Genomic DNA, 21,284 nt, shown 5'->3' on the forward strand with positions numbered 1-21,284 from the left:
ACCGGTCTCGCCTCCGTCCAGCTCGATCTTCGGCGCTCATGGCAGGGCCGGAGCTTCCGCAGGTTCTCCGGCCAGCAGTGCCGTGATCGCCGCACCGGTCGACTCCTCGTCCCAGGCATTCGCCGCGTATTCATCGGCGGAGAGGGCGTCGACCCAGTAGTCGAGGTTGTCCTGCGTCACCTGCACCAACGGCAGCACGACGTCTTCAGGGACTTCCTCACCGCGCTCCTTTGCGAGCGCGACGTACATCGCGGCGACGACCTGACCGGGATCCGTGAGGGCGGCGAAGGATCCGTTGTCGATGCCCCGTTCCTTCCAGAACGACAGCGATTTGCCATCGGTGTCGAAGACCACGACGGGCGCCTCGCGTCCGGCTGATTCGAAGGCCTGCACGACACCCATTCCGCCGATGCATCCCGGCACTGCAGCGATATCCGGCATCGACCCCAGGATCCCCACGATCTCCTTCTGCGCGGTCGCCGAATCGCAGAATCCGTTGACCTCTGCGGCGACCTCGACGTCGGGGTACTCCGCGAGGATCTCCATCTGCCGCTCGTGGAACTGCTCTTCTGGCTGCGATCCGATCACGCCTCGGTTGACGATGATGTCGCCTGCTCCGTCGATCGCTTCGAGCGCCGGCATCAACGAGTCCTCGCCCCACTGTCCGTAGTCGTTGCGCACGACGACACCGCAGCTCGTGTCCATGTCGGCGTCGAGGATGACGACGTTGATCCCCGCCGAGCACGCCTCCTCGATGACCGGGACCAAGGCGGTCGACGATGCGGGGATCACCATGAGCACGTCGGGGTTCTGCAGCATGAGGCTGCGAATCTGCGACGCCTGCTCGGTGGCGCTGTTCTCGCCGGGTGCGTTGACCACCGAGTACTCCGACACCACACCGGTGGTCTTGAGCTTCTCTGCTTCGGATTCGAATTTGTCGATGAGCGTGAGGCGCCATCCGTTGACGAACCCGTTCGACAGTGCGACGCTGAGTCCTTCAGGTTCGGCGCCATCACCGTTCTGATCTTCCGCGGCTCCTGGGCCCGCGCACCCTGAGAGCGCGAGTGCGGTGGCGACGAGTGCGGTGAATACACCGACGTGCCGGCGTCTGGTTGTGAACTTCATTGTCTGTGTCTCCTGTTTCGCTTCGTTGCGATCGCGTCGGTTCTACCGCGACTCCCGGCACCTCGGATGGCTCGCGCCATCCGCAATGTGGTCGTAACCAACTCGTAATGACAAGTTGGTAGTGATTAGATTACGGAGGCGCCCGGAAGCTGTCAACTCCGCCGAGATCAGACCAGACGGTACGCTCGAAGAACCCGACCATCCAGAGGAGTCCCATGCAGCAGCGGCCACGCTTCACGGCGCTCGATCGCTCCGCCGACGCGCCGCTCTGGCAACAGCTCTCGCGCAGACTCCGCGACGAGATCGAGTCGGGGCGTCTCCTGCCCGATCAGGCGCTTCCCTCTGAGAACGAGCTCATCGATCGCTACCTGGTCTCGCGCACGGTCGTGCGAGAGGCGCTCGCCGACCTCGTGCGCGCAGGGCTCATCTACAAGGTGCGCGCCCGGGGATCCTTCGTCGCCCCGCGCCGCCCCGACCTGAAGTTCATCGGTTCGATGACCGGCTCCTCCGCCGACCTGGAGGCGACCGGCCGCCTCATCACCACCAAAGTCATCGATTCCCGAACCGCTGCGGCGAGCGCCGCCGAGGCCGATGCTCTGCGCATCTCCGAAGGCGACCGGGTGCTCCGACTGCGTCGCATCCGATTGGTCGACACGACGCCGTGGCTGCTCGTCGACACCACGCTGCCCCTGGATCGCTTCCCCAATCTCGCCCGCGCCAACTTGGAGAACCAATCACTCTACGACCATCTTCGACGTCACTTCGGCGTACACCCGAACGGCGCTGATCGATGGATCGCCGCCGTCGTCCCGAATGACACCGATGCGGAACTCCTCCAGTTGCCGCCGGGCGAACCCGTGCTGTCGATCGAATCGATCGCCTGGGACGCGGAAGGCGAGCCTTTCGAGCATTACCGCGCACTGCACCGCAGTGACGAGACCCGCTTCTACGTGGGTATCCGCTAGCGCGACCGCCCGACCAGCGCCCGCGGCCCCGGCGGCCCAGCGATGCGCGGTAGACTTGCTGGTTATGACTCTCGGCCCCCTCATCGTGCAGAGCGACCACACCGTACTCCTCGAAGTCGCCCATCCCGATGCCGAAGACGCGCGGCACGCGCTCGCGGTCTTCGCCGAGCTGGAGCGCGCCCCGGAGCACATCCACACCTACCGGGTCACCCGGCTCGGGCTGTGGAATGCGCGGGCAGCCGGGCACTCGTCCGACGAGATCCTCGAGACGCTGAACCAGTACGCCAAGTTCCCGGTGCCGAGCGGTGTCGCCAACGAGATCGCCGACACGATGCGCCGCTATGGGCGACTCACGATCGAGCGCGCGAAGGTCGCGGGCGACGCCGCGGAGACTCCCGCGGGCGATGCGGCAGCGGCTGCCGTCGAGGAGGCGGCACCCGCGCAACTCGTGCTCCGTTCGGAGGATCCGATGGTGCTCCGCGAGGTCGCGAGCGCCAAGAAGATCGCCCCGCTCCTCGGCAACCGCATCGACGAGCACACGTTCCCGGTGGAGGCGTGGGCGCGCGGAGAGCTGAAGCAGCAGCTGGTCGCCCGAGGATGGCCGGCGGAGGATCTCGCCGGCTACCGCCCCGGTGAGCCCTACAACATCTCGCTGGCAGAGGACGGCTGGCAGTTGCGCGACTACCAGGCGAAGGCGGTCGAGGCCTTCCAGCGCGGGGGTTCGGGCGTCGTGGTGCTGCCCTGCGGGGCGGGCAAGACGATCGTCGGCGCGGCGTCGATGGCGGCGGTCGGCGCGAAGACGCTGATCCTGGTCACGAATGCGGTATCGGCGCGGCAGTGGCGGGACGAGCTGCTGCGTCGCACCACGCTCACCGAGGATGAGATCGGCGAGTACTCGGGGCAGGTGAAAGAGGTGAAGCCCGTCACCATCGCGACGTACCAGATCCTCACGAGCCGCAGGAAAGGCGAGTACGCGCATCTGTCCCTGCTCGACGCGGAGGACTGGGGCGTCATCGTCTACGACGAGGTGCATCTGCTGCCCGCGCCGGTCTTCAAGCTCACCGCGGATCTGCAAGCGCGCCGCCGTCTCGGGCTCACTGCGACGCTCGTGCGCGAGGACGGCCGCGAGGGCGATGTGTTCAGCCTGATCGGCCCCAAGCGGTATGACGCCGCCTGGAAGGACATCGAGGCGCAGGGGTTCATCGCGCCTGCGGAGTGCTTCGAGGTGCGCGTCGACTTCGGCGAGGCGGAGCGCATGGACTACGCGGTGGCCGAGGATCAGGATCGCTACCGCATCGCGTCTAGCGCGCTCATCAAGCAGCCCGTTGCGCGCCGCATCATCGACCGTCATCCCGGCGAGAGCGTGCTCGTGATCGGGCAGTACATCGATCAGCTCGAGTCGATGTCGGAGGCGCTCGGCGCACCCCTGATCACCGGGCAGACTCCCGTCGATGAGCGAGCACGCCTGTTCCAGGCCTTCCGCGACGGGGAGGAGAAGATCCTCGTCGTGTCGAAGGTCGCGAACTTCTCGGTGGATCTCCCCGATGCCTCGGTCGCGATTCAGATCTCGGGATCGTTCGGTTCCCGCCAGGAGGAGGCGCAGCGCTTGGGGCGTCTGCTGCGCCCCAAGGCGAACGGGGCCACGGCGTCGTTCTACACGCTGATCACCCGTGACACCGTCGATCAGGATTTCGCGCAGAACCGCCAGCGGTTCCTGGCTGAGCAGGGGTACGCGTACACGATTCTCGACGCAGATCAGCTGTGAGGGCGAGCCCGCGCGTACACTAATGTGAACGTACACATTCGAGTTTCACCGCGGAGGCCCTGATGTCCGGAGACGGAGAGGCGAGGGCCAAACCGGCAAGCATCCGCGACGTCGCGCGCCTCGCCGCCGTCTCCTATCAGACCGTCTCTCGGGTGCTCAACGATCACCCGAGCATCCGGGACGACACGCGTCAGCGGGTGCTCTCGGCGATCCAGACCCTCGACTACCGCCCGAACCAGGCCGCGAGGGCGCTCGCCTCGTCGCGTCCCAATGTCCTCGGCATCCTCTCCGCGACGATCGGCGAGTACGGCACCACGTCGGCGATCGTCGCGATCGAGCGCGTCGCTCGGGAGCGCGGCTTCTCGATCAGCACGCTCAACCTTCCGGACGCCTCGCCGGAGGCGATCGGCGAGGCGGTGCGCCAGTTCGATCACGAACAAGTGGCCGGCATCATCGTACTCGCCCCCCAGGTGCGCGTGTTCAACGTCATCGGCGGGCTCGGAGTGCGGGTTCCGGTCGCTTCGTTGCACACGGGAGCGGGCGGCACGGCCGAGAGCATCGCATCGGACCAGCGGCTGGGGGCGAGCATGGCGGTGCAGCATCTGGTCGCGCTCGGGCATCAGGACATCCTGCACATCGCCGGCCCGCAGGACTGGATCGAAGCAGAATCGCGCATGCACGGGTACTTGGATGCGATGTTCGAGGCCGATCTGTCGACGCTGCCGCCGATCCGGGGCGACTGGACCGCCGACTTCGGGTACTTCGCGGGTCGCGAACTGTCGGGGAGGCGCGACTTCACCGCGATCTTCGCCGCCAACGACCTGATGGCGATCGGTCTGATGCACGGATTCCGCGATGCCGGGGTGCGCGTGCCTGACGACGTCTGCGTGATCGGGTTCGACGACATCCCCGTCGCCGCGCACACCTGGCCGACGCTCTCCACGGTGCGCGTGGACTTCGCGGAACTCGGCCGCCGGGCCGTGATGCACCTGCTCGCATCCATCGAGCAGCAGCCCGATCCGGAGTTCGAACTGCTGAGCCCTGAATTGATCGTGCGGGAATCCACAACCTCCCCCGCAATGCGACGGTAACGATTCTGTAATCAGCCGACAACGGCTTGACACGCGGCGTAACATGTTCCACGATGTGAACGGTCACACGAGTGGCGAGATGGATGACAGCGAGGTCAATCAAGTGGAACCAGCGACGACGCAGGCAGAGCCGGCTCCCGTGCTGCAGATGCACGACATCACGAAGGTCTTTCCGGGCGTGAAGGCGCTCTCCGACGTGTCGCTCACGGTGCGGCCGGCCACCATTCACGCGATCTGCGGCGAGAACGGCGCCGGCAAGTCGACGCTCATGAAGGTGCTCTCCGGCGTCTACCCGCATGGCACCTACACCGGCGACATCATCGTCGAGGGGCGGGAGATGCGCTTCCGCGACATCCGCGCGAGCGAAGAAGCCGGCATCGTCATCATCCATCAGGAGCTCGCCCTGATCCCCGAGCTCTCCATCACGGAGAACATCTTCCTCGGCAACGAACTTCGCCGCGGGGTCGGCATCGACTGGCGCTCCGCTCGCACGCGCACGGTCGAGCTGCTCGAACGCGTCGGACTGCGAGAGGATCCCGATACGCCCATCAAGGCCCTCGGCGTCGGCAAGCAGCAGCTCATCGAGATCGCCAAGGCGCTGAACAAGAACGTGCGACTGCTAATTCTCGACGAGCCGACCGCAGCCCTCAACGACACCGATTCCGAGCACCTGCTCGGGCTCATCCGAGGCCTCAGGGATCGCGGCATCGCGTCGATCATCATCAGCCACAAGCTCAATGAGATCGAGCAGATCGCCGATGACATCACGATCATCCGTGACGGCCGGGTCGTCGAGACGCTCGACGTGCAGCACGGCACGATCAATGAGGATCGCATCATCCACGGCATGGTCGGCCGCTCCCTCGAGCACCGCTACCCCGACCGCACGCCGAACCCCGGTGACGTCTTCTTCGAGGTGCGCGACTGGGTCGTGCAGCACCCGACGGTGCCGGAGCGATACGTCGTGAAGGGGTCGAGCCTCAACGTGCGCCGCGGAGAGGTCGTCGGCATCGCCGGCCTCATGGGCGCGGGGCGCACGGAGCTCGCCATGAGCATCTTCGGCCGCTCCTACGGCAGGTTCCTCTCGGGGACGATCACGAAAGACGGCGCCCAGATCGACGTCCCCGATGTGCCGGCCGCGATCCGCCACGGCATCGCCTACGTGAGCGAGGATCGCAAGTCGCTCGGCCTCAACCTCCTCGACTCGATCAAGCGGTCGGTGGTCTCGGCCAAGCTCTCGAAGATCACGCATCGCGGCATGGTCGACGCTCGGGAGGAGCGCACCGTCGCGGAGCAGTACCGCAAGTCGCTGCGCATCAAGACGCCCGACGTCAACAACGGGGTCTCGAGCCTCTCGGGCGGCAACCAGCAGAAGGTGGTGCTGGCCAAGTGGATGTTCACCGACCCCGATCTGCTCATCCTCGACGAGCCGACGCGCGGTATCGATGTCGGCGCGAAGTACGAGATCTACTCGATCATCAACGAGCTGGCGAACGCCGGCAAGGGAGTGATCGTGATCTCGAGCGAGCTCCCCGAGCTGCTCGGCATCTGCGACCGCATCTACACCGTGTTCGAAGGCCGCATCACCGACTGCATCCCGGCCGACCAGGCCACACCCGAGACGCTCATGCGCAGCATGACGTCGCTGAACGAGAAGGCGCACGCATGACCTCGACCGACACGAAGACCACGGAGAAGCACGGCTTCCGGTTCTCAGACATCCGCGGAATGTTCGGCGGCGGGCAATCGACGCTCCGCCAGTTCGGCATCCTCGGCAGCCTGATCGCCATCATCCTCATCTTCCAGATCTTCTCCGATGGGTTGACGTTGTCGCCCGGCAACGTGATCAACGTGATGCAGCAGTACTCCTACATCCTGATCCTCGCGATCGGCATGGTGATGGTGATCATCATGGGTCACATCGATCTGTCGGTCGGCTCGGTCGCGGCCTTCGTCGGCATCGTCGTCGCGAAATCGATGGCGGAATGGAATTTCCCGTGGTGGGCGGCCATCATTCTCGGCATCGGCCTCGGCGCCCTCGTCGGTGCATGGCAGGGTCTCTGGGTCGCCTACGTCGGGGTTCCCGCATTCATCGTGACGCTCGCGGGCATGCTCTTCTTCCGCGGCGCGAACCAATGGATCGGCGACTCCATCTCGGTTCCCGTTCCCAAGGAGTTCGTGACCATCGGCGCTGGGTACCTGCCCGAGATCGCGGGGATCCCGATCCCCTACAACGTGCCGACGCTCATCCTCGGCGTGCTGGCCGCCGCATGGCTCGTGTTCTTCGAGTGGCGCACGCGCCGCCAGCAGAAGAAGATGGGATCTGAGCGCGCACCGCTTTGGGTGAGCGTCGTGAAGGTCGTGCTGCTCTGCGCGGTGATTCTCGGGGCCGCACTGCTGTTCGGCAGCGGTCGGCCCGGCACGAGCTTCCCGGTCTCCGGCATCATCCTGCTGGCGCTCGTCATCCTCTACTCGTTCGTGACGAACCACACGGTGTTCGGCCGCCACATCTACGCGGTCGGCGGCAACCGCCAGGCCGCGAAGCTCTCGGGCGTGAAGGATCGTCGCGTCGATTTCTTCGTGATGATGAACATGTCGGTGCTCGCCGCGGTCGCCGGCATGATCTTCGTCGCCCGCTCGCAGGCCTCCGGCCCGCAGGACGGGAACGGTTGGGAGCTCGACGCGATCGCCGCGGTCTTCATCGGCGGGGCGGCGGTCTCCGGTGGCATCGGCACCGTGATCGGGTCGATCATCGGCGGCCTCGTGATGGCATTCCTCAACAACGGCATGCAACTGCTCAGCTTCGGCGCCGACACCGTGCAGATGGTGAAGGGTGCAGTGCTGCTCGTCGCCGTCGGCATCGACGCGTACAACAAGCAGCAGGGCCGCCCATCGGTACTCGGGTTCCTCACAAAACGGCGCAATCCGCCCGGTGAGTTCGCAGGTATCGACACCACCCCCATCGGCGCCCGCGCCATGGAGGCTCCCCCGGCCGCCCCGCCCGCACCGGGCCCGCGCAGCTCCTCCTCCCCAACCCCTCCCGCCGCCGACGACAGCGCGACGAAGGAACCCGGCTCTCGCTGACGAGAGTTCGACGATCACAGAAAGTGAATGGAATCCATGAATAAGAGAATCCTCCTCTCCACGGGCGCTCTGCTGGCCGCGGCCGCCCTGGCGCTCACCGGATGCTCCTCGGAGCGCGGCGGCGACGCGGGTGGCTCGGGCGGCTCCGACGCCGGCGCCACGTCAACCGGGTTCGAAGAGGGCGCCACCATCGGCGTCGCGCTTCCCGACAAGACCAGCGAGAACTGGGTGCTCGCCGGCAAGCTCTTCACGGACGGTCTCGAAGACGCCGGGTACAAGGCCGACGTGCAGTACGCGCCCGCCTCGAACACCGTCGCCGAGCAGCAGAACCAGATCCAGGCAATGGTCACGGGCGGTGCGAAGGTCATCGTCATCGGCGCGAAGGACGGCAAGCAGCTCGCCACCCAGGTGCAGGCCGCGAAGGACGCAGGCGCAACGGTCATCGCGTACGACCGCCTCATCGAGAACACCGAGGCACTCGACTACTACGTCGCGTTCGACAACTTCAAGGTCGGCCAGTTGCAGGGCCAGGCGCTGCTCGACGGGCTCGAGGAGCGCACCGACCACGATGCTCCGTACAACGTCGAGCTGTTCTCCGGATCGACCGACGACGCGAACTCCGCGGTCTTCTTCAACGGCGCCATGGACGTGCTGCAGCCGAAGATCGACGACGGCACCCTCGTCGTGGGATCGGGCCAGACCGACATCCAGCAGACCGCGACCGCCGGGTGGAAGGCCGAGAACGCTCAGAGCCGCATGGACACGATCCTGACCTCCGCCTACAGCGACACCGACCTCGACGGCGTCCTCTCCCCGAACGACACGCTCGCGCGCGCCGTGCTGACCTCGGTCGAGCAGGCGGGCAAGCCACTGCCCGTCGTGACCGGCCAGGACTCGGAGGTCGAGTCGGTTCGCTCGATCATGGAGGGCAAGCAGTACTCGACCATCAATAAGGACACGGCGCTGCTCGTCGAGCAGACCATCAAGATGATCGGTCAGCTGCAGCAGGGCGAAGAGGTCGATGTGAACGACACCGACCAGTACGACAACGGCTCGAAGGTCGTGCCCGCCTACCTGCTCGATCCCGTGATCGTCACGCAGGAGAATGCAGCGGATTCGTACCAGAACGTGCCGAACCTGCTCGAGATCGTCGAAGAGTACAAGTAGCACTCGCGATATCCCCGCACTGAGCTGCGCCGGGATGCGGCAGGATCTTCCTCCGCACCCCGGCGCAGTGCCGTTTCGAAAGGCAGCGCATGACCGACACTCGCTTCTCCATCGACACCGACGCCCACCAGGCGTGGCTGGACGCCCAGACCGATCGGCTGCTCGCATTCGCAGAGCCCGCGCTCGACCCGGATGGCGGCTTCTCCTGGCTCGACGATTCCGGCGCTCCCGTCGCGTCCCAGGGCGCCCAGCTCTGGATCGCCGGCCGCTACACCTACTGCGCGGTACTCGGGCACTTGCTCGGGTTCCCCGGTCAGGCCGAGCGCGTCGAGCACGGGCTCGCCTTTCTCCGCTCCGGCGCGCTGCGCGACGCCGAGCACGGCGGCTGGTTCGTCACCGTCGGCGCGGCCGATCCTGCGACGAATTCCGACGCGAAGGAGAGCTACGGGCACGCATTCGTCCTGCTGGCCGCAGCTTCGGCGAAACTCGCGGGTTTCGAGGCCGACGATCTCTACGCCGACGCGCTCAGAGCACTCGAGCGCTGGTGGGAGCCGGAGGCGCGCATGTACGCGGACACGTGGAACCGCGAGTTCACCGTGCTCGACCCCTACCGCGGCGCCAATCCCAACATGCACCTCGTCGAAGCTGGCCTGCTCGCGTACGAGGCTGACGGCGATCCCCGCCATGTCGAACGATCGACGGCCATCGCGCGACGCCTCATCGGCGACGTGACCGCGAGCAACGAGTGGCGTCTGCCGGAGCACTACCTGGAGGATTGGACGCCCGATCCCGAGTACGGCGCCGACTCCCCCGACAGCCACTTCAGGCCGTACGGCGCGACCGTCGGCCACTGGCTCGAGTGGGCGCGCCTGCTCATCGCGCTCGAGGCCGCGCAGCGCGAAGCCACCGGTTCGCCCGACACCTGGTTGATCGATGCATCGCGCAGCCTGTTCGGCCGCGCGGTCGCCGATGCCTGGGACGAGGATCGCGGGGGGTTCGCGTTCAGCACCGACTGGGCGGGCAACGTGTTGAACGACCACCGCTTCCACTGGGTGATCGCCGAGGCCATCGGCACGTCGGCGGCGCTCTTCCGCGCCACCGGCGACGCGTCCTACGCGAAGTGGTACGCCCGGTTCTGGGAGTACGCGGCGGCCCACCACATCGAGGCCGACGGCAGCTGGATCCACGAGCTCGACGCCGATGGGGCGCCAGCGGACGGCACGTGGAGCGGCAAGCCCGACCTCTACCATGCGCTCCAGGCAACGCTCTTCGCGCGACTGCCGGTGACGCACAGCCTGACGCACGGTCTGCGATCCGGCGCCCGCGACGCGAGCTGAGCCGCCAGCCCTCCAACGCGGATCGGGGTCGGCATCCAGGTACGACCCCGCATACCGACCCCGACCCACAGGGAGGAGCGACGTACTACACCTCCACCAGCACCTTCACCTGCTCGGGATCGTTCGACGCGTCGAACGCCTGCTGCGCCTGGTCGAGCGGGAAGACTCCCGTGATGAGCTCGTCGAGGGGCAGGCGACGCTCGCGCAGCAGCGCGATGGCGGCCTCCACGTCCTCCCGCACGTACATCAGGTTCCCGAGCAGTGCGATCTCGCGATCCTGGATCAGCTCGAGGTCGATCGTGGTGGGCCCGGAGGGCACGCCGACGGTCATGATGGTGCCGCCCTTCTCGAGCATCTCGATCGCGAGGCGCACGGTGGCCTCCCGCGAGACGCAGTCGAACACGACGTCCGCCTTGCCGCCGAGCTCGCGAATCGCGGCTTCGGCGGCATCGGGGGCGCTCGAATCGAAGCTGCCGGAAGCGCCGAGACGCTCCGCGCGGGCGCGCTTCGACTCGAGCAGATCGGCGACGACGACGCGTTCAGCTCCCGCGTGCAGCGCGGCGATCGTCACGAACAAGCCGATGGGGCCGGCCCCGAGCACCACGACGCGAGCGCCCGTGAGATCCCCTGCGCGGCGCACCGCGTGCACGGGAGTCGCGAGCGGCTCGATGAGCGCAGCCTCTCGGTCGCTCAGGTCGTCGGGCAGCGCGATGACGCGATCTGCGGCGATGGTGAAGCGATCCGTCATGCCGCCAGGGGTCTGGCAGCCGAAGACGTCGAGCGTCGCGCAGATGTTGTACCGACCCCGCTGGCACGGCGTGCACTCCCCGCAGGCGAGGTTCGGCTCGATGACGACGCGGCGGTTCACGAGATCCGCCGGCGCCTCGGGTCCAGCGGCCTCGACGACGCCGATCACCTCGTGCCCCGGCCAGAACGGCAGGGACATGAACGGGTGTCGGCCGTGCGCCGCGTGCACGTCCGACCCGCAGATGCCGACGATGGTCGAGCGCACGAGCACCTCGCCGGCACCCGAGGCGGGCGCCGGAATCTGCTCGACACGGATGTCATCGGCCGCATTGACGACGATGCGACGGACGGCGTCCTGCACGTCGCTCATCAGACTGCCGTGTATCCGCCGTCGGCCACGAGGACCGAGCCGGTGATGAACGAGGCGGCGTCGCTCGCGAGGAAGACCACGCTCGGCGCGATCTCCTCGGGCAGGGCGAAGCGCTGCTGCGGGGCATCCTCGATCCAGTAGCGCTGGAACTCGGGGTTGTCGACGGGAGCCATCTCCGTCTTGACGTAGCCGGGCGCAACCGCGTTCACTCGGATGTTCAGGGGAGCCCACTCGACGGCGAGCGACTTGGTGAGGTGGTGCACTGCAGCCTTCGAGGCGTTGTACGCCGGCTGCCACTGCGGACGGTTGACGATCAATCCCGACATCGAGCCGATGTTCACCTGCGATCCGCCACCGATCTCGCGCATGTGCTCGCCGACCGCGACGCTCGCTTTCCAGAGGGCGCGCACGTTGAGGTCCCACACCGCGTCCCATTGCTCGTCGGTGACGCTCCACGATTCGCCGTGGAAGCAGGTGCCAGCGTTGTTGACGAGGATGTCGATGCGGCCGAGACCCGACTTGGCCTCTTCGACCATACGGGTGATCTGCGCGTCGTCGGTGATGTCCGCGGTGATGGCGACGAACTCGATCCCGCGATCCGCGGCTTCGGCGACGACCTGCGCGTTTCGCTCGGCGCTGCGGCCGACGATCGCGACGCGTGCGCCGGCCTCGGCGAGCCCGAAGGCGAATGCCTTGCCGAGACCCTGGTTACCGCCGGTGACGAGGGCCGTTTTGCCCTCGAGGCTGAACGAAGTCATGTTTCGTGTCCTTTTCATGTTGGTACGTCGTGCGAGGAAGCGACGGATCGTCGCGAGAGGTGGTGGCTGATCAGCGACCCGGGTAGACGACCGATTTCAGGCTGTCCGGGTCGGTGTCGCTCTCGAGTGCCTGCTCGACCTCGTCGAGACCGAATTGCCCGGTGACGAGCGAGTCGAGATCGACCTGGCCGTTCGAGACGAGCTGGATCGCGACCGGCCAGGTCTCGGTGTAGCGGAAGATCCCGGTGACGGTGATCTCGCGGTTCTGGATGTCTTCGACGGGCAGCGTCATCTCCGGGTTGCCGAGGCCGACGAGCACGGCGGTCCCGGCAGGACGCACGGCGCGGATGCCGGACTGCACGGCGGGTGCCGCGCCGCTCGCATCGATGAAGGCGTCGATCGGCACATCGAGATCCGCGGGGTTCTGCGTGCGCGGGTCGATGACGCGGGTCGCACCGTACTGCAGTGCGCGGTCGCGGCGCGCCTCGACGAGATCGGAGACGATCACTTCGCCGGCGCCGAATGCGCGTGCCGTCTGAGCGGTGATGATGCCGATGGGGCCGGCTCCGGCGATGAGCACGGTCGAGCCGGGGACGATGCCGGCTTTGCGCACCGAGGTGATCGCGACCGACAGCGGCTCGAGCAGGGCGGCCGCCTCGTCGGTCACGTTGTCGGGCACGTCGTGCGCGAAGGCCGACTGGATGGTCACGAACTCCGCGAAGGCGCCGTCGATCGGGGGCGTCGCGTAGAACTCCATGTCGGGGCAGAGGTTGTAGGCGCCGATGCGGCATTCGCGGCAGCGCCCGCATGGCCGCTGCGGCTCGATCGCGACCCGGTGGCCGACGCGGGCCGGATCGACGTTCTCGCCGACGGCGACGACGACGCCGCCGACCTCGTGCCCGAGCACGAGCGGAGCCTCGACGACAAAGTCTCCGATCCGCCCCTCGCGGAAGTAGTGCACATCTGAACCGCACACGCCGACGGCGCCGACGCGAACGAGTACCTCGTCGGCGGCGGGCACCGGCACCGGGCGCTCTTCGATCGTGAGCTCTCGCGTGCCGAGGAGCACGCTGGCGCGCATCCGCTCCGGGATCTCAGGGTGAGTCATGACTGTTCTCCTCGTACTGCTTGGGTGTGTGCGCGGCCGAGCAGGGCGCGGCCGACGATGACGTGATGGGCTCCGAGCTCGATCGCGCGGAGCGCGATGACGGCATCGACGCCTCCGTCGACACTCACCTGCACCGCCGGAGCGAGCTGCGGAATGCGTTCGAGCAGTTCGGGGCGCGCGGGCTCCCGCGTGCCGGGCTCGATGAGCATGATCAGGGCGCCGGCAGTGCCGGCGTCGAGACTCGCCGGGTCGTCCCCCGGTTCGAGCACCGTCCAGACCTCTCCGCCGGCGGCGCGGAACGCCTCGGTCAGGGAGGCGTCCGCTGCCACGCCGGCGGGCACTGCGGCGCGCTGCGCACCGACCGAGGCGGCGGCCTCGAGTACGGCGGCGATCTCGTCGCGCAGCTCGGGGTCGTACCCGTCGACGGCGCGGCCTCGCGCTCCCGCGAGCACGATCAGGTGGACCTCGAGCAGCGAATCAGGATGCCGCGCGCCGAGGTCTCGCAGTTCGGCTGCGACGATCCCTCGATGCACCAGCTCCCCGGTGTCTTCGCGATCGAGAATCACATCGAGATGAATCGGCAGGCCGATCGCCGCGAATCGGTCGGCGACGGCTTCCCGATCCGGCGCAGGCGCGGCGTACAGGCTGCCGTACACCGATCCTTCCGGCACATCGGTGATCCATGCAGCATGGGGCGGGGCGGCAGCGGACGAGGGCTCCGCGAACTGCACCGCGCTCATCCGCGGCTCCGGTCGAGCGTGTCGATCGCTGCGACCTCGGCGTACCGCGCGAAGCGCTCGGTCGAGACTCTGGCGGGCTCGGCCGCGACCCGCCGGGCCGGCTTCCAGTGCTCCGCGAGCTCCATGATGGGCGTCTCGCTCAGCACCGCGGCGGCCTGCACGGCCGCTCCGCGCGCGACCGCCTCCGGTGCGTCGACGAGATGCACCGGTTTGCCGAGCGCATCGGCGAGGATCTGCCGTGTCGCGGCGGAACGGGCGGCGCCGCCGATGGCGATCACTTCGCCGTCGGTGCGCACCTCGCAGCGCTCGAAGTGGGATAGCCCGGCGACGAGACCGAACACCACGCCTTCGTACGCCGCACGTGCCAGTTGCTCACGGCTCGTCTCGGTGGTGAGGTCGGCGAGCAGGCCGGAGGCCAGCGGCCGGTTGGGCGTGCGCTCCCCATCGAGGAACGCCGCGAGCACCGGCCCATCGCTCCCCGCCTGCAATGCGAGGGCGGAGAGTTCGTCGTGGTTCGCTCCCATGAGTCTCGCGAACGTGTCGATCACCTTCGCTCCGTTGAGCGTGCAGACGAGCGGCAGGAAGCCGCCCGTGAGGTTCGCGACGCCGTTCACGAATCCTCGCGCATCGCGCACGGGCTCTGGTGTGGTCGAGAACACCACCCCGGAGGTGCCGAACGCGAAGACGGCGTCTCCCTCCGCGATCCCGAGGCCCAGGGCCGAGGCGTGCTGGTCGCCGCCGCCGGCGGAGACGAGTGCCGGCTCTGCGATGCCGAGCTCGGTCATGGCCGCCGAGGTCGTGGTGCCGGCCACGCCGTCGGGCGGGAGCACCTCGGGCAGCATCGCCGCCCAGTCGCGCGACTCGTCGATGAGCGCGAGGTGATCGAGCAGATAGCGGTTCGCCGACGGGTCGAAGTACCCGGTGCCCGATGCTTCGGAGCGGTCGGTCGCGAACGCCCCGGTGAGCCGGTACGTGAGATAGTCGTGCGGCAGCAGGATGGTCGCGAGTCTCGAGAAGTTCTCCGGCTCGTGATCGGCGAACCACGCGATCTTGCTCAGCGTGAATGCGGCGGTCGGGAGCGATCCGGTGGACGCGATCAGGCGATCCGCACCGATGCGCTCGGTGAGCCGGCGCAGCTCGCCGTCGGTCGTCGTGTCGTTCCAGAGCTTCGCGTCGCGAATCACCTCGCCGTGCGCGTCGAGCGGCACCATGCCGTGGCACTGCCCCGCGACGGAGATCGCGCGAACGCTCACGTCGCCCGCTTGCGCGAGCGCAGCGCGGAATGCGCCGACGAACGCATTCCACCAGGCATGGGGATTCTGCTCGCTGCGCGGCGGCGCGACCGGCGGATGCGCGGCAGTGGCTCCCGCGATCCGGCGCCCGTCGTCGAGCGCGAAGAACTCCACCTTGCACGACTGCGTCGACGTATCGACGCCGCAGACGACGGCGATCATGCGGCGCCTCCCCGCGTCGGCGCCTCGATCGTATCCGGCAGGTCGCGCTGCTGGCCGACGATCCCGGCCGGGTGGATCTGCACGACCTCTTCCCAGCTGAAGCCGCGCAGGCCCATGAGCGTGACGGTGAGGGCGTCTCCCCACGCTCCGGCCACGAGTGTGCTGCCGAGTGCGATCAGGCCGCCTGCGTCGGCGTCGACCGGATCTGTGGTGAGGTGGACGACGCGCGTCGCGGCCGCGGCGAAGGGCGAGTCGGGTCGCTCGGTCACCGCGACGACGTCGGTTCCGCGCTCGACGAGGCGCTCGACGAGCTGGGTGAGTTCGACTGACTGCCCGCCCTTCGAGAAGGCGATCACGAGGTCGTCCGAGGTCACGGCTCCCATGCCTCCGTGGAGTGCGTCTTGCGAGGGGAGGTAGAACGCCGGCGTCCCGGAGACCGACAGCAGGTGAGCGAGGCGCTCGGCCATGATGCCCGACGTGCCGGCGCCCGTGGTCACGACTTTGCCGGTGCAGCGCTGCACGGCCGAGACCACGTCGGCGAAGCTGTCGTCGATCTGCTCGGCGAGATTCGCCAGTGCTTGAGACTCGCGAAGAATCGACTCTCGTGCGTGATGCACGAGGTCGGCGGCGGTTGCGCTCATATGATTGACCTGATCTCTCATTTGTTGCATTTATTCTATCGTCTTGCGCGATGCGAAGCGACTTCCGGCTCGACGCAGTGCGCGCCCCGGAATCATCCGGTGTGAGATGATGACCCATCGAGAGGAGACGACCATGGAACCCGGTCCCAACAGGCTGGTCGAGATGGCGCACGTCGCCCGAGAGCACTTCATCAACGACGTTCCGATGGTGGAGCTGGCCGCGCGAACCGGCATGTCCCGCTTCCGCGTCGCCCGGCTCATCGCCGAGGCCCGCGACCTCGGCGTGCTGCGCATCAGCGTCGGCGCACCGCAAGCGCTCAGCCGCGACGACGTCGCCGAACTGCGCCGACGGTACGGGCTCCGCGACGTCCGGTGCGTCACGATGCCCGACGCCGACGCCGACCCGCGCGCGCTCCGCGCCGCTCTCGGCCGCGCCGCAGCCGAGTACCTCGAGACGCAGGTCCAAGCCGGAGAGGTGCTGGGGTTCGCGAGCGGTCGAACGCTCGCCGCGATTCCCGAGCACCTCCGCGCGCTCCCGCAGTGCGATGTCGTCCAGCTGACCGGGCTCGCGGGCCCTCCAGGTGAAACGGCTGGAGATCTGGTGCGCACCGTCAGTGCGATATCGGGAGGCGAGCCCGCATCGCTGTACGTTCCGCTCGTGGCGTCCGACGCCGAAGCCGCAGCCATGCTCTGCCGCCAGCCCGGCGTCGCCGAGACGCTGGCGCGCATGGGAGAGGTGACGCGCGCCGTGCTCGCGGTCGGCAGCTGGAGCCCCATCGTCTCCCAGCTCGCGGATTCGATCTCCGACGACGATGCGGGCGGTCTGATCGCGAGCGGTGTGCGCGCCGACGTCGCGGCGTCGCTCTTCGACGGTTCGGGCGGCCGGGTTTCGGCCCTCGATACTCGCACCATTGCGATCCCCTTCGATCAGTTGCGCGCGATCCCCGAGATCGTCGTCGTCGCGGGTGGAGCCGAGAAGCACGCCGCGCTCCGGGCCGTGCTGCTCGCCGGGTTCGTGACGACCCTCATCACCGACCGCGCCTCGGCGCTGTCGCTGCTCTCCGGGCCGCGCACAACCTGAACGGCGGCGGCTTCCACCCCTGCCCGGGAGGAAACCGCCGCCGCTCGATCGCCGACTACTCCTGGCCGGGCAGACCCTCGTACGCGATATCGCCGGTCTTGAGGTTCTCGGCGATCAGTTCGCTCAGCCCGTCGAGGAAGGCCGGGCGATCGTTGACGACGTGATCGAGAGCATCCTCGACGTTGTCCTGCGTGATGGGGGGCATGGTGTAGACGAGGTTGTTGTCGACATCCTCATCGCGTGCGATCGCAGCAGCCACCGCAACGCCGGTCGCGAGCTGGACCGTGCCGTTCTGCAGCGAGGTGCCGATGAAGTCGCCGTTCTTCACAGCGTTGAGACCATCCTCGATGCCGTCGATGCCGACGACCGGAATGTCGTCCATGCCTGCCTCGCGCAGCGCCTGCTTGGCGCCGAGACCCATGTCGTCGTTCTGCGAGATGACGCCGTCGATCTCATCGCCGAAGGCGGAGATCCAGTTCTTCATCTTGTTGACGGCCTCGTCGCGGCTCCAGTTCGCGGTGTCCTTCGCGAGCACGCTCACATCGGGGTTCTCCTCGAGCACCTGGTCGATGCCGGCGCCGCGGTTGATCTCGCCCGAGCCGCCCAGCGGGCCCTGCAGGATGACGACGTTGCCCTTGCCTCCGAGCTCGTCCATCATCATCTGTGCTTCCTGCGCGCCAGCGGCGACGTCGTCGGGCTGCACGCTCCCGGCGACCTCGTCATTGTTCAGTGTCGCATTGACGTCGAGGAAGGGGATCCCCGCCTCGCTCGCCGCGGTCACCTGCGGCTGCAGCGTATCCGCCTGAACGGGGACGACCATGATCGCGTCCACGCCGGCCTGGATGAACTGATCGACCTGGGTCGCCTGCGTCGAGACGTCCATCTTCGCGACGTTCCACAGGATCTCGATGTTGTTGTCTTCCGCGTAGCGGTCGATGCCTTCCTTGCCTTCGGTGATGAAGGAGGACATGTCGTAGACGCTCACGCCGACGGTGACGCGTTCCTTGCCGCTGTCATCGGCGCCCTGCTGCGCTGCAGGATCGCCGGCACCGCAAGCCGCGAGCGACAGCACTGCCGCGCCGGCCACGGCAACCGCGAATCCGCGGTTCATTCGGGAGGTGAACTTCATGGGGTACTCCATTTCGATGGTGAGTGATGAGGGGAGAGTCGTGCACTGGGGGATCTCGCCGCGCCCGTGGGAGCGGCGACGGTCAAGATCGTCGACGTTTGCTGGCCCACACGTCGACCGCGACTGCGGCGACGATCAGCACGCCCTTGATCACGTCCTGCCAGTAGGCGGGGACGGTCAGAATGTCGAGACCGTTGTTCAGGGTCTGAATGAGCAGCAGGCCGAGCGCGGTGCCCCAGACGGTGCCGCGGCCACCCATGAGGCTCGCCCCGCCGATCACGACTGCGGCGATGGCGTCGAGTTCGTAGCCCTGGCCGAGGTTGGGCGACCCGCTGATCACGCGGGAGGAGAGCATGATGCCGGAGAGGCCGGCGAGCGCGCCGCTGATGGCGTACACGCTGTAGAGCACCCGGCCGGTCTTCACGCCGGCGATCTGCGCGGCGAGCGGGTTGCCGCCCACTGCGTAGACGCGCAGGCCGTAGCTGGTGCGGCGCATCATCAGCCCGAATCCGATGATCATGAGGATCATGAGGATCACGGGAACGGTGAGCCCGAAGACGCGCGTGTTCGCGAACTGACCGTACTCGGTGGGCAGACCGTTGATCGGCGCACCGTCGCCCAGCACGAAGGCGAGGCCGCTGGCCAGCGTGAGCATGCCGAGCGTCGCGATGAACGGCGGCACCTTCATGACCGAGACGACGAAGCCGTTCACCGAACCCGCGGCGAAACCGACGGCCACGGCGACGATCGGCGCGAGCCAGATCTGGTCGGGCATCTCCTTCGCCGCGACGGCGGCGGCCATGGCGCTCAAGGCGATGACGCTGCCGACCGACAGGTCGATCCCGCCGGTGAGGATCACCAGCGTCTGCCCGAGCGCGATCAGCGCGAAGGGCGCCGCCGCGACCAGAATCGTCGTCACATTGTCCACCGTGCCGAAGCGCGCGCTGCGGTACAGGAAGAAGGCGATGATGAGCAGCATCACGATGACCATCGCGTAGCGGATGGCCAGTTCGCGGAACCAGGGCCCCGAGAAGCGGCGGAGATCGCCGCTCTCGGACACCGTCCGCATCACTTCGGTCTGTGTCGGATTCGACATGTCATGCGTCCTTTCGAGGAGCGTCTGCGGGTTCAGCGGCAGCCGCGTCCGCTTCCGTGGCTTCGAGTCCGCTGGCGAGGCGGAAGATTCGGTCCTGCACCTCGGCGCGGGAGAGGTCGGCTGCGGTGAGCTCACCGGCCACCGCACCCTCTCGCAGCACGAGTGCACGGTGGGAGAGGCTGAGGATCTCGGGCATATCGCTCGACGCCATGAGCACGGCCATGCCGCTGGCGGCCAATTCGACGATGATGCGGTAGATCTCGCTTCGCGCTCCGACGTCGACGCCGCGCGTCGGCTCGTCGAGCAGCAGCACGTCGACATCCCCGGTGAGCCAGCGGGCCAGCACCACCTTCTGCTGATTGCCGCCGGAGAGCGTCTCGAGCGACTGGTCGAGATCGCGGCTGCGCAGTCGCACCGAATCCATGACCTCGCCGACCCGCTCGCGACGAGCGCGCTGACGCAGGAACCCTGCGATGGAGAATTGGCCGAGGCCCGGCAGAGTGCCGTTGTCGAGCACCGACATCGGGAGCACAGCGCCCGAGCCCTTGCGATCCTCCGGCACGAGCGCCATCTTCGCTGTGATGGCGGCTGCTGGCTCGCCCGGCTTCACGCGCGATCCGCGGACCCTGACCTCGCCGCTCTCCGACTTGCGGACGCCGAACACGGTCTCCATGAGCTCCGTGCGTCCGGCGCCGACCAAACCGGCCAATCCGACGATCTCGCCGCGGCGCACCTGCAGCGAGATGGGGGCGTTCGCGCCGGTGACCTGCAGCGCGTCCAGCTCGAGCACGACGTCAGCGCTCGGCACACCGCGCTCTGGGAAGAGGTCTTCGAGCTCTCGTCCGATCATCGCCGTCACAATGTCGTCGTCGGTCAGGTTCGCGAGCGCCTGGTCTTCGACGAGCTCACCGTCGCGGAGCACGATCACGCGGTCGGCGATGGCCCGAATCTCCTCCATCTTGTGCGTCGTGAACAGCAGCGCGACGCCGCGGTCGCGCAGCAGCCCCATGACCTCGAGCAGTCGGCCGACCTCCCGCTCCGAGATCGCGCTCGACGGCTCGTCGAGCAGGATCACGTTCGCGCCGGTGTTGGTGGCTTTGACGATCTCGATGATCTGACGGATGCCGACGGCGAGGTCGCCCATGCGCTTGCGCGGATCGATCGTGAGCCCGAAGACCGCGAGCTGCTCGCGGGCCTGCTCGATCATCGCGCCACGGCGAAGCCCCAGCGGTCCGCGCAGCTCGCGTCCGATGAAGAGGTTCTCGTACACGGTGAGCTCGAGGATCGACGCGAGCTCCTGCGGCACGATGGCGACGCCGAGTCGGTGCGCCGCTTGAGCGTTGCCCGCGGGAAGCGGGGTGCCCTGGACCTCGACGGTGCCGCCGTCCGGGCGGTACTGACCCGATGCGATCTTCATCAGCGTGGACTTGCCTGCGCCGTTCTCGCCCGCGAGCGCGGTGATGGTTCCCGCCTCGAGGCTCAATGAGATTCCCCTGAGCACGGGGATCCCTCCGAAGCCCTTGACGATGTTCGTGCATTCGAGCAGCGTCCCGGTGGCCGGCACGTGCTGCGCGGAGTCGCGCGTGTGTGCCTGCTGGTTACTCATGTTGCATTCACCCCTCTCCA

18 protein-coding genes are annotated in these 21,284 nt (G+C 67.7%); 8 read left to right on the forward strand and 10 right to left on the reverse strand.

The genetic code is table 11. The annotated features are described in order from the left end of the window. Positions 1-36: 36 nt before the first annotated feature. Entirely contained in the window at positions 37-1,125 is a 1,089-nt protein-coding gene (locus JE033_RS05555; protein ID WP_200329985.1) for a substrate-binding domain-containing protein, read from the reverse strand. 215 nt (positions 1,126-1,340) lie between these two features. On the opposite strand from JE033_RS05555, the gene JE033_RS05560 reads away from it, so the two are divergent. From JE033_RS05560 to JE033_RS05590, 7 genes are all read left to right on the forward strand, one after another. Further along, positions 1,341-2,090 (forward strand): GntR family transcriptional regulator, encoded by a 750-nt coding sequence (locus JE033_RS05560; RefSeq protein WP_090146854.1) that lies wholly within the window; start codon positions 1,341-1,343, stop codon positions 2,088-2,090. 64 nt (positions 2,091-2,154) lie between these two features. Then, complete coding sequence (locus JE033_RS05565) at positions 2,155-3,855, forward strand: DNA repair helicase XPB (RefSeq protein WP_200329987.1); 1,701 nt, start codon at positions 2,155-2,157, stop codon at positions 3,853-3,855. 62 nt (positions 3,856-3,917) lie between these two features. Continuing rightward, complete coding sequence (locus JE033_RS05570; protein WP_200329989.1) at positions 3,918-4,946, forward strand: LacI family DNA-binding transcriptional regulator; 1,029 nt, start codon at positions 3,918-3,920, stop codon at positions 4,944-4,946. Positions 4,947-5,025: 79 nt separating this feature from the next. Continuing rightward, a complete protein-coding gene (mmsA, locus tag JE033_RS05575; protein WP_200331056.1) occupies positions 5,026-6,615 on the forward strand; it encodes a multiple monosaccharide ABC transporter ATP-binding protein in 1,590 nt (529 codons plus the stop codon). Further along, positions 6,612-8,030, forward strand: coding sequence for a multiple monosaccharide ABC transporter permease (gene mmsB / locus JE033_RS05580; RefSeq protein ID WP_090146846.1), 1,419 nt, complete (start codon positions 6,612-6,614; stop codon positions 8,028-8,030). Before mmsA ends, mmsB begins: the two co-directional genes overlap by 4 nt. A 36-nt stretch (positions 8,031-8,066) precedes the next feature. Then, complete coding sequence (locus JE033_RS05585; protein WP_200329991.1) at positions 8,067-9,197, forward strand: sugar-binding protein; 1,131 nt, start codon at positions 8,067-8,069, stop codon at positions 9,195-9,197. Between the two features lie 89 nt (positions 9,198-9,286). Then, positions 9,287-10,534 (forward strand): AGE family epimerase/isomerase, encoded by a 1,248-nt coding sequence (locus tag JE033_RS05590; protein WP_200329993.1) that lies wholly within the window; start codon positions 9,287-9,289, stop codon positions 10,532-10,534. A gap of 85 nt (positions 10,535-10,619) precedes the next feature. On the opposite strand, the gene JE033_RS05595 is transcribed toward JE033_RS05590, so the two are convergent. The 6 genes from JE033_RS05595 to JE033_RS05620 form a co-directional block, all read right to left on the reverse strand. Further along, a complete protein-coding gene (locus tag JE033_RS05595; RefSeq protein WP_200329995.1) occupies positions 10,620-11,651 on the reverse strand; it encodes a zinc-binding dehydrogenase in 1,032 nt (343 codons plus the stop codon). Continuing rightward, on the reverse strand, positions 11,651-12,409 hold the full coding sequence (locus JE033_RS05600; RefSeq protein ID WP_090146838.1) for an SDR family NAD(P)-dependent oxidoreductase: 759 nt from the start codon (positions 12,407-12,409) through the stop codon (positions 11,651-11,653). Before JE033_RS05600 ends, JE033_RS05595 begins: the two co-directional genes overlap by 1 nt. Before the next feature lie 70 nt (positions 12,410-12,479). Next, on the reverse strand, positions 12,480-13,517 hold the full coding sequence (locus JE033_RS05605) for an NAD(P)-dependent alcohol dehydrogenase (protein ID WP_200329998.1): 1,038 nt from the start codon (positions 13,515-13,517) through the stop codon (positions 12,480-12,482). Further along, complete coding sequence (locus JE033_RS05610; RefSeq protein ID WP_200330000.1) at positions 13,514-14,257, reverse strand: hypothetical protein; 744 nt, start codon at positions 14,255-14,257, stop codon at positions 13,514-13,516. Before JE033_RS05610 ends, JE033_RS05605 begins: the two co-directional genes overlap by 4 nt. Then, the gene (xylB, locus tag JE033_RS05615; RefSeq protein WP_200330002.1) at positions 14,254-15,711 is read right to left on the reverse strand and encodes a xylulokinase; all 1,458 of its coding nucleotides are present in this window, start codon (positions 15,709-15,711) and stop codon (positions 14,254-14,256) included. Before xylB ends, JE033_RS05610 begins: the two co-directional genes overlap by 4 nt. Further along, positions 15,708-16,352, reverse strand: a complete 645-nt coding sequence (locus JE033_RS05620; RefSeq protein ID WP_090146830.1) for an SIS domain-containing protein — start codon at positions 16,350-16,352, stop codon at positions 15,708-15,710. Before JE033_RS05620 ends, xylB begins: the two co-directional genes overlap by 4 nt. Before the next feature lie 133 nt (positions 16,353-16,485). On the opposite strand from JE033_RS05620, the gene JE033_RS05625 reads away from it, so the two are divergent. After that, a complete protein-coding gene (locus JE033_RS05625; protein WP_200330004.1) occupies positions 16,486-17,433 on the forward strand; it encodes a sugar-binding transcriptional regulator in 948 nt (315 codons plus the stop codon). Positions 17,434-17,488: 55 nt separating this feature from the next. Here JE033_RS05625 and JE033_RS05630 read toward each other — a convergent pair whose 3' ends face one another. The 3 genes from JE033_RS05630 to JE033_RS05640 form a co-directional block, all read right to left on the reverse strand. After that, entirely contained in the window at positions 17,489-18,562 is a 1,074-nt protein-coding gene (locus JE033_RS05630) for a substrate-binding domain-containing protein (protein WP_090146826.1), read from the reverse strand. Between the two features lie 82 nt (positions 18,563-18,644). After that, positions 18,645-19,658, reverse strand: coding sequence for an ABC transporter permease (locus tag JE033_RS05635; protein ID WP_090146824.1), 1,014 nt, complete (start codon positions 19,656-19,658; stop codon positions 18,645-18,647). A gap of 1 nt (position 19,659) precedes the next feature. After that, complete coding sequence (locus JE033_RS05640) at positions 19,660-21,264, reverse strand: sugar ABC transporter ATP-binding protein (protein WP_090146822.1); 1,605 nt, start codon at positions 21,262-21,264, stop codon at positions 19,660-19,662. Positions 21,265-21,284: the final 20 nt, after the last annotated feature.

This window comes from Leucobacter sp. L43, assembly GCF_016597785.1.
GTDB classification, from domain to species: domain Bacteria; phylum Actinomycetota; class Actinomycetes; order Actinomycetales; family Microbacteriaceae; genus Leucobacter; species Leucobacter alluvii.

Coding starts and splice junctions, on each gene's coding strand:
- JE033_RS05555 (WP_200329985.1), bottom strand. CDS start 1,125: ATGAAGTTCACAACCAGACGCCGGCACGTCGGTGTATTCACCGCACTC.
- JE033_RS05560 (WP_090146854.1), top strand. CDS start 1,341: ATGCAGCAGCGGCCACGCTTCACGGCGCTCGATCGCTCCGCCGACGCG.
- JE033_RS05565 (WP_200329987.1), top strand. CDS start 2,155: ATGACTCTCGGCCCCCTCATCGTGCAGAGCGACCACACCGTACTCCTC.
- JE033_RS05570 (WP_200329989.1), top strand. CDS start 3,918: ATGTCCGGAGACGGAGAGGCGAGGGCCAAACCGGCAAGCATCCGCGAC.
- mmsA (WP_200331056.1), top strand. CDS start 5,026: ATGGATGACAGCGAGGTCAATCAAGTGGAACCAGCGACGACGCAGGCA.
- mmsB (WP_090146846.1), top strand. CDS start 6,612: ATGACCTCGACCGACACGAAGACCACGGAGAAGCACGGCTTCCGGTTC.
- JE033_RS05585 (WP_200329991.1), top strand. CDS start 8,067: ATGAATAAGAGAATCCTCCTCTCCACGGGCGCTCTGCTGGCCGCGGCC.
- JE033_RS05590 (WP_200329993.1), top strand. CDS start 9,287: ATGACCGACACTCGCTTCTCCATCGACACCGACGCCCACCAGGCGTGG.
- JE033_RS05595 (WP_200329995.1), bottom strand. CDS start 11,651: ATGAGCGACGTGCAGGACGCCGTCCGTCGCATCGTCGTCAATGCGGCC.
- JE033_RS05600 (WP_090146838.1), bottom strand. CDS start 12,409: ATGACTTCGTTCAGCCTCGAGGGCAAAACGGCCCTCGTCACCGGCGGT.
- JE033_RS05605 (WP_200329998.1), bottom strand. CDS start 13,517: ATGACTCACCCTGAGATCCCGGAGCGGATGCGCGCCAGCGTGCTCCTC.
- JE033_RS05610 (WP_200330000.1), bottom strand. CDS start 14,257: ATGAGCGCGGTGCAGTTCGCGGAGCCCTCGTCCGCTGCCGCCCCGCCC.
- xylB (WP_200330002.1), bottom strand. CDS start 15,711: ATGATCGCCGTCGTCTGCGGCGTCGATACGTCGACGCAGTCGTGCAAG.
- JE033_RS05620 (WP_090146830.1), bottom strand. CDS start 16,352: ATGAGCGCAACCGCCGCCGACCTCGTGCATCACGCACGAGAGTCGATT.
- JE033_RS05625 (WP_200330004.1), top strand. CDS start 16,486: ATGGAACCCGGTCCCAACAGGCTGGTCGAGATGGCGCACGTCGCCCGA.
- JE033_RS05630 (WP_090146826.1), bottom strand. CDS start 18,562: ATGAAGTTCACCTCCCGAATGAACCGCGGATTCGCGGTTGCCGTGGCC.
- JE033_RS05635 (WP_090146824.1), bottom strand. CDS start 19,658: ATGTCGAATCCGACACAGACCGAAGTGATGCGGACGGTGTCCGAGAGC.
- JE033_RS05640 (WP_090146822.1), bottom strand. CDS start 21,264: ATGAGTAACCAGCAGGCACACACGCGCGACTCCGCGCAGCACGTGCCG.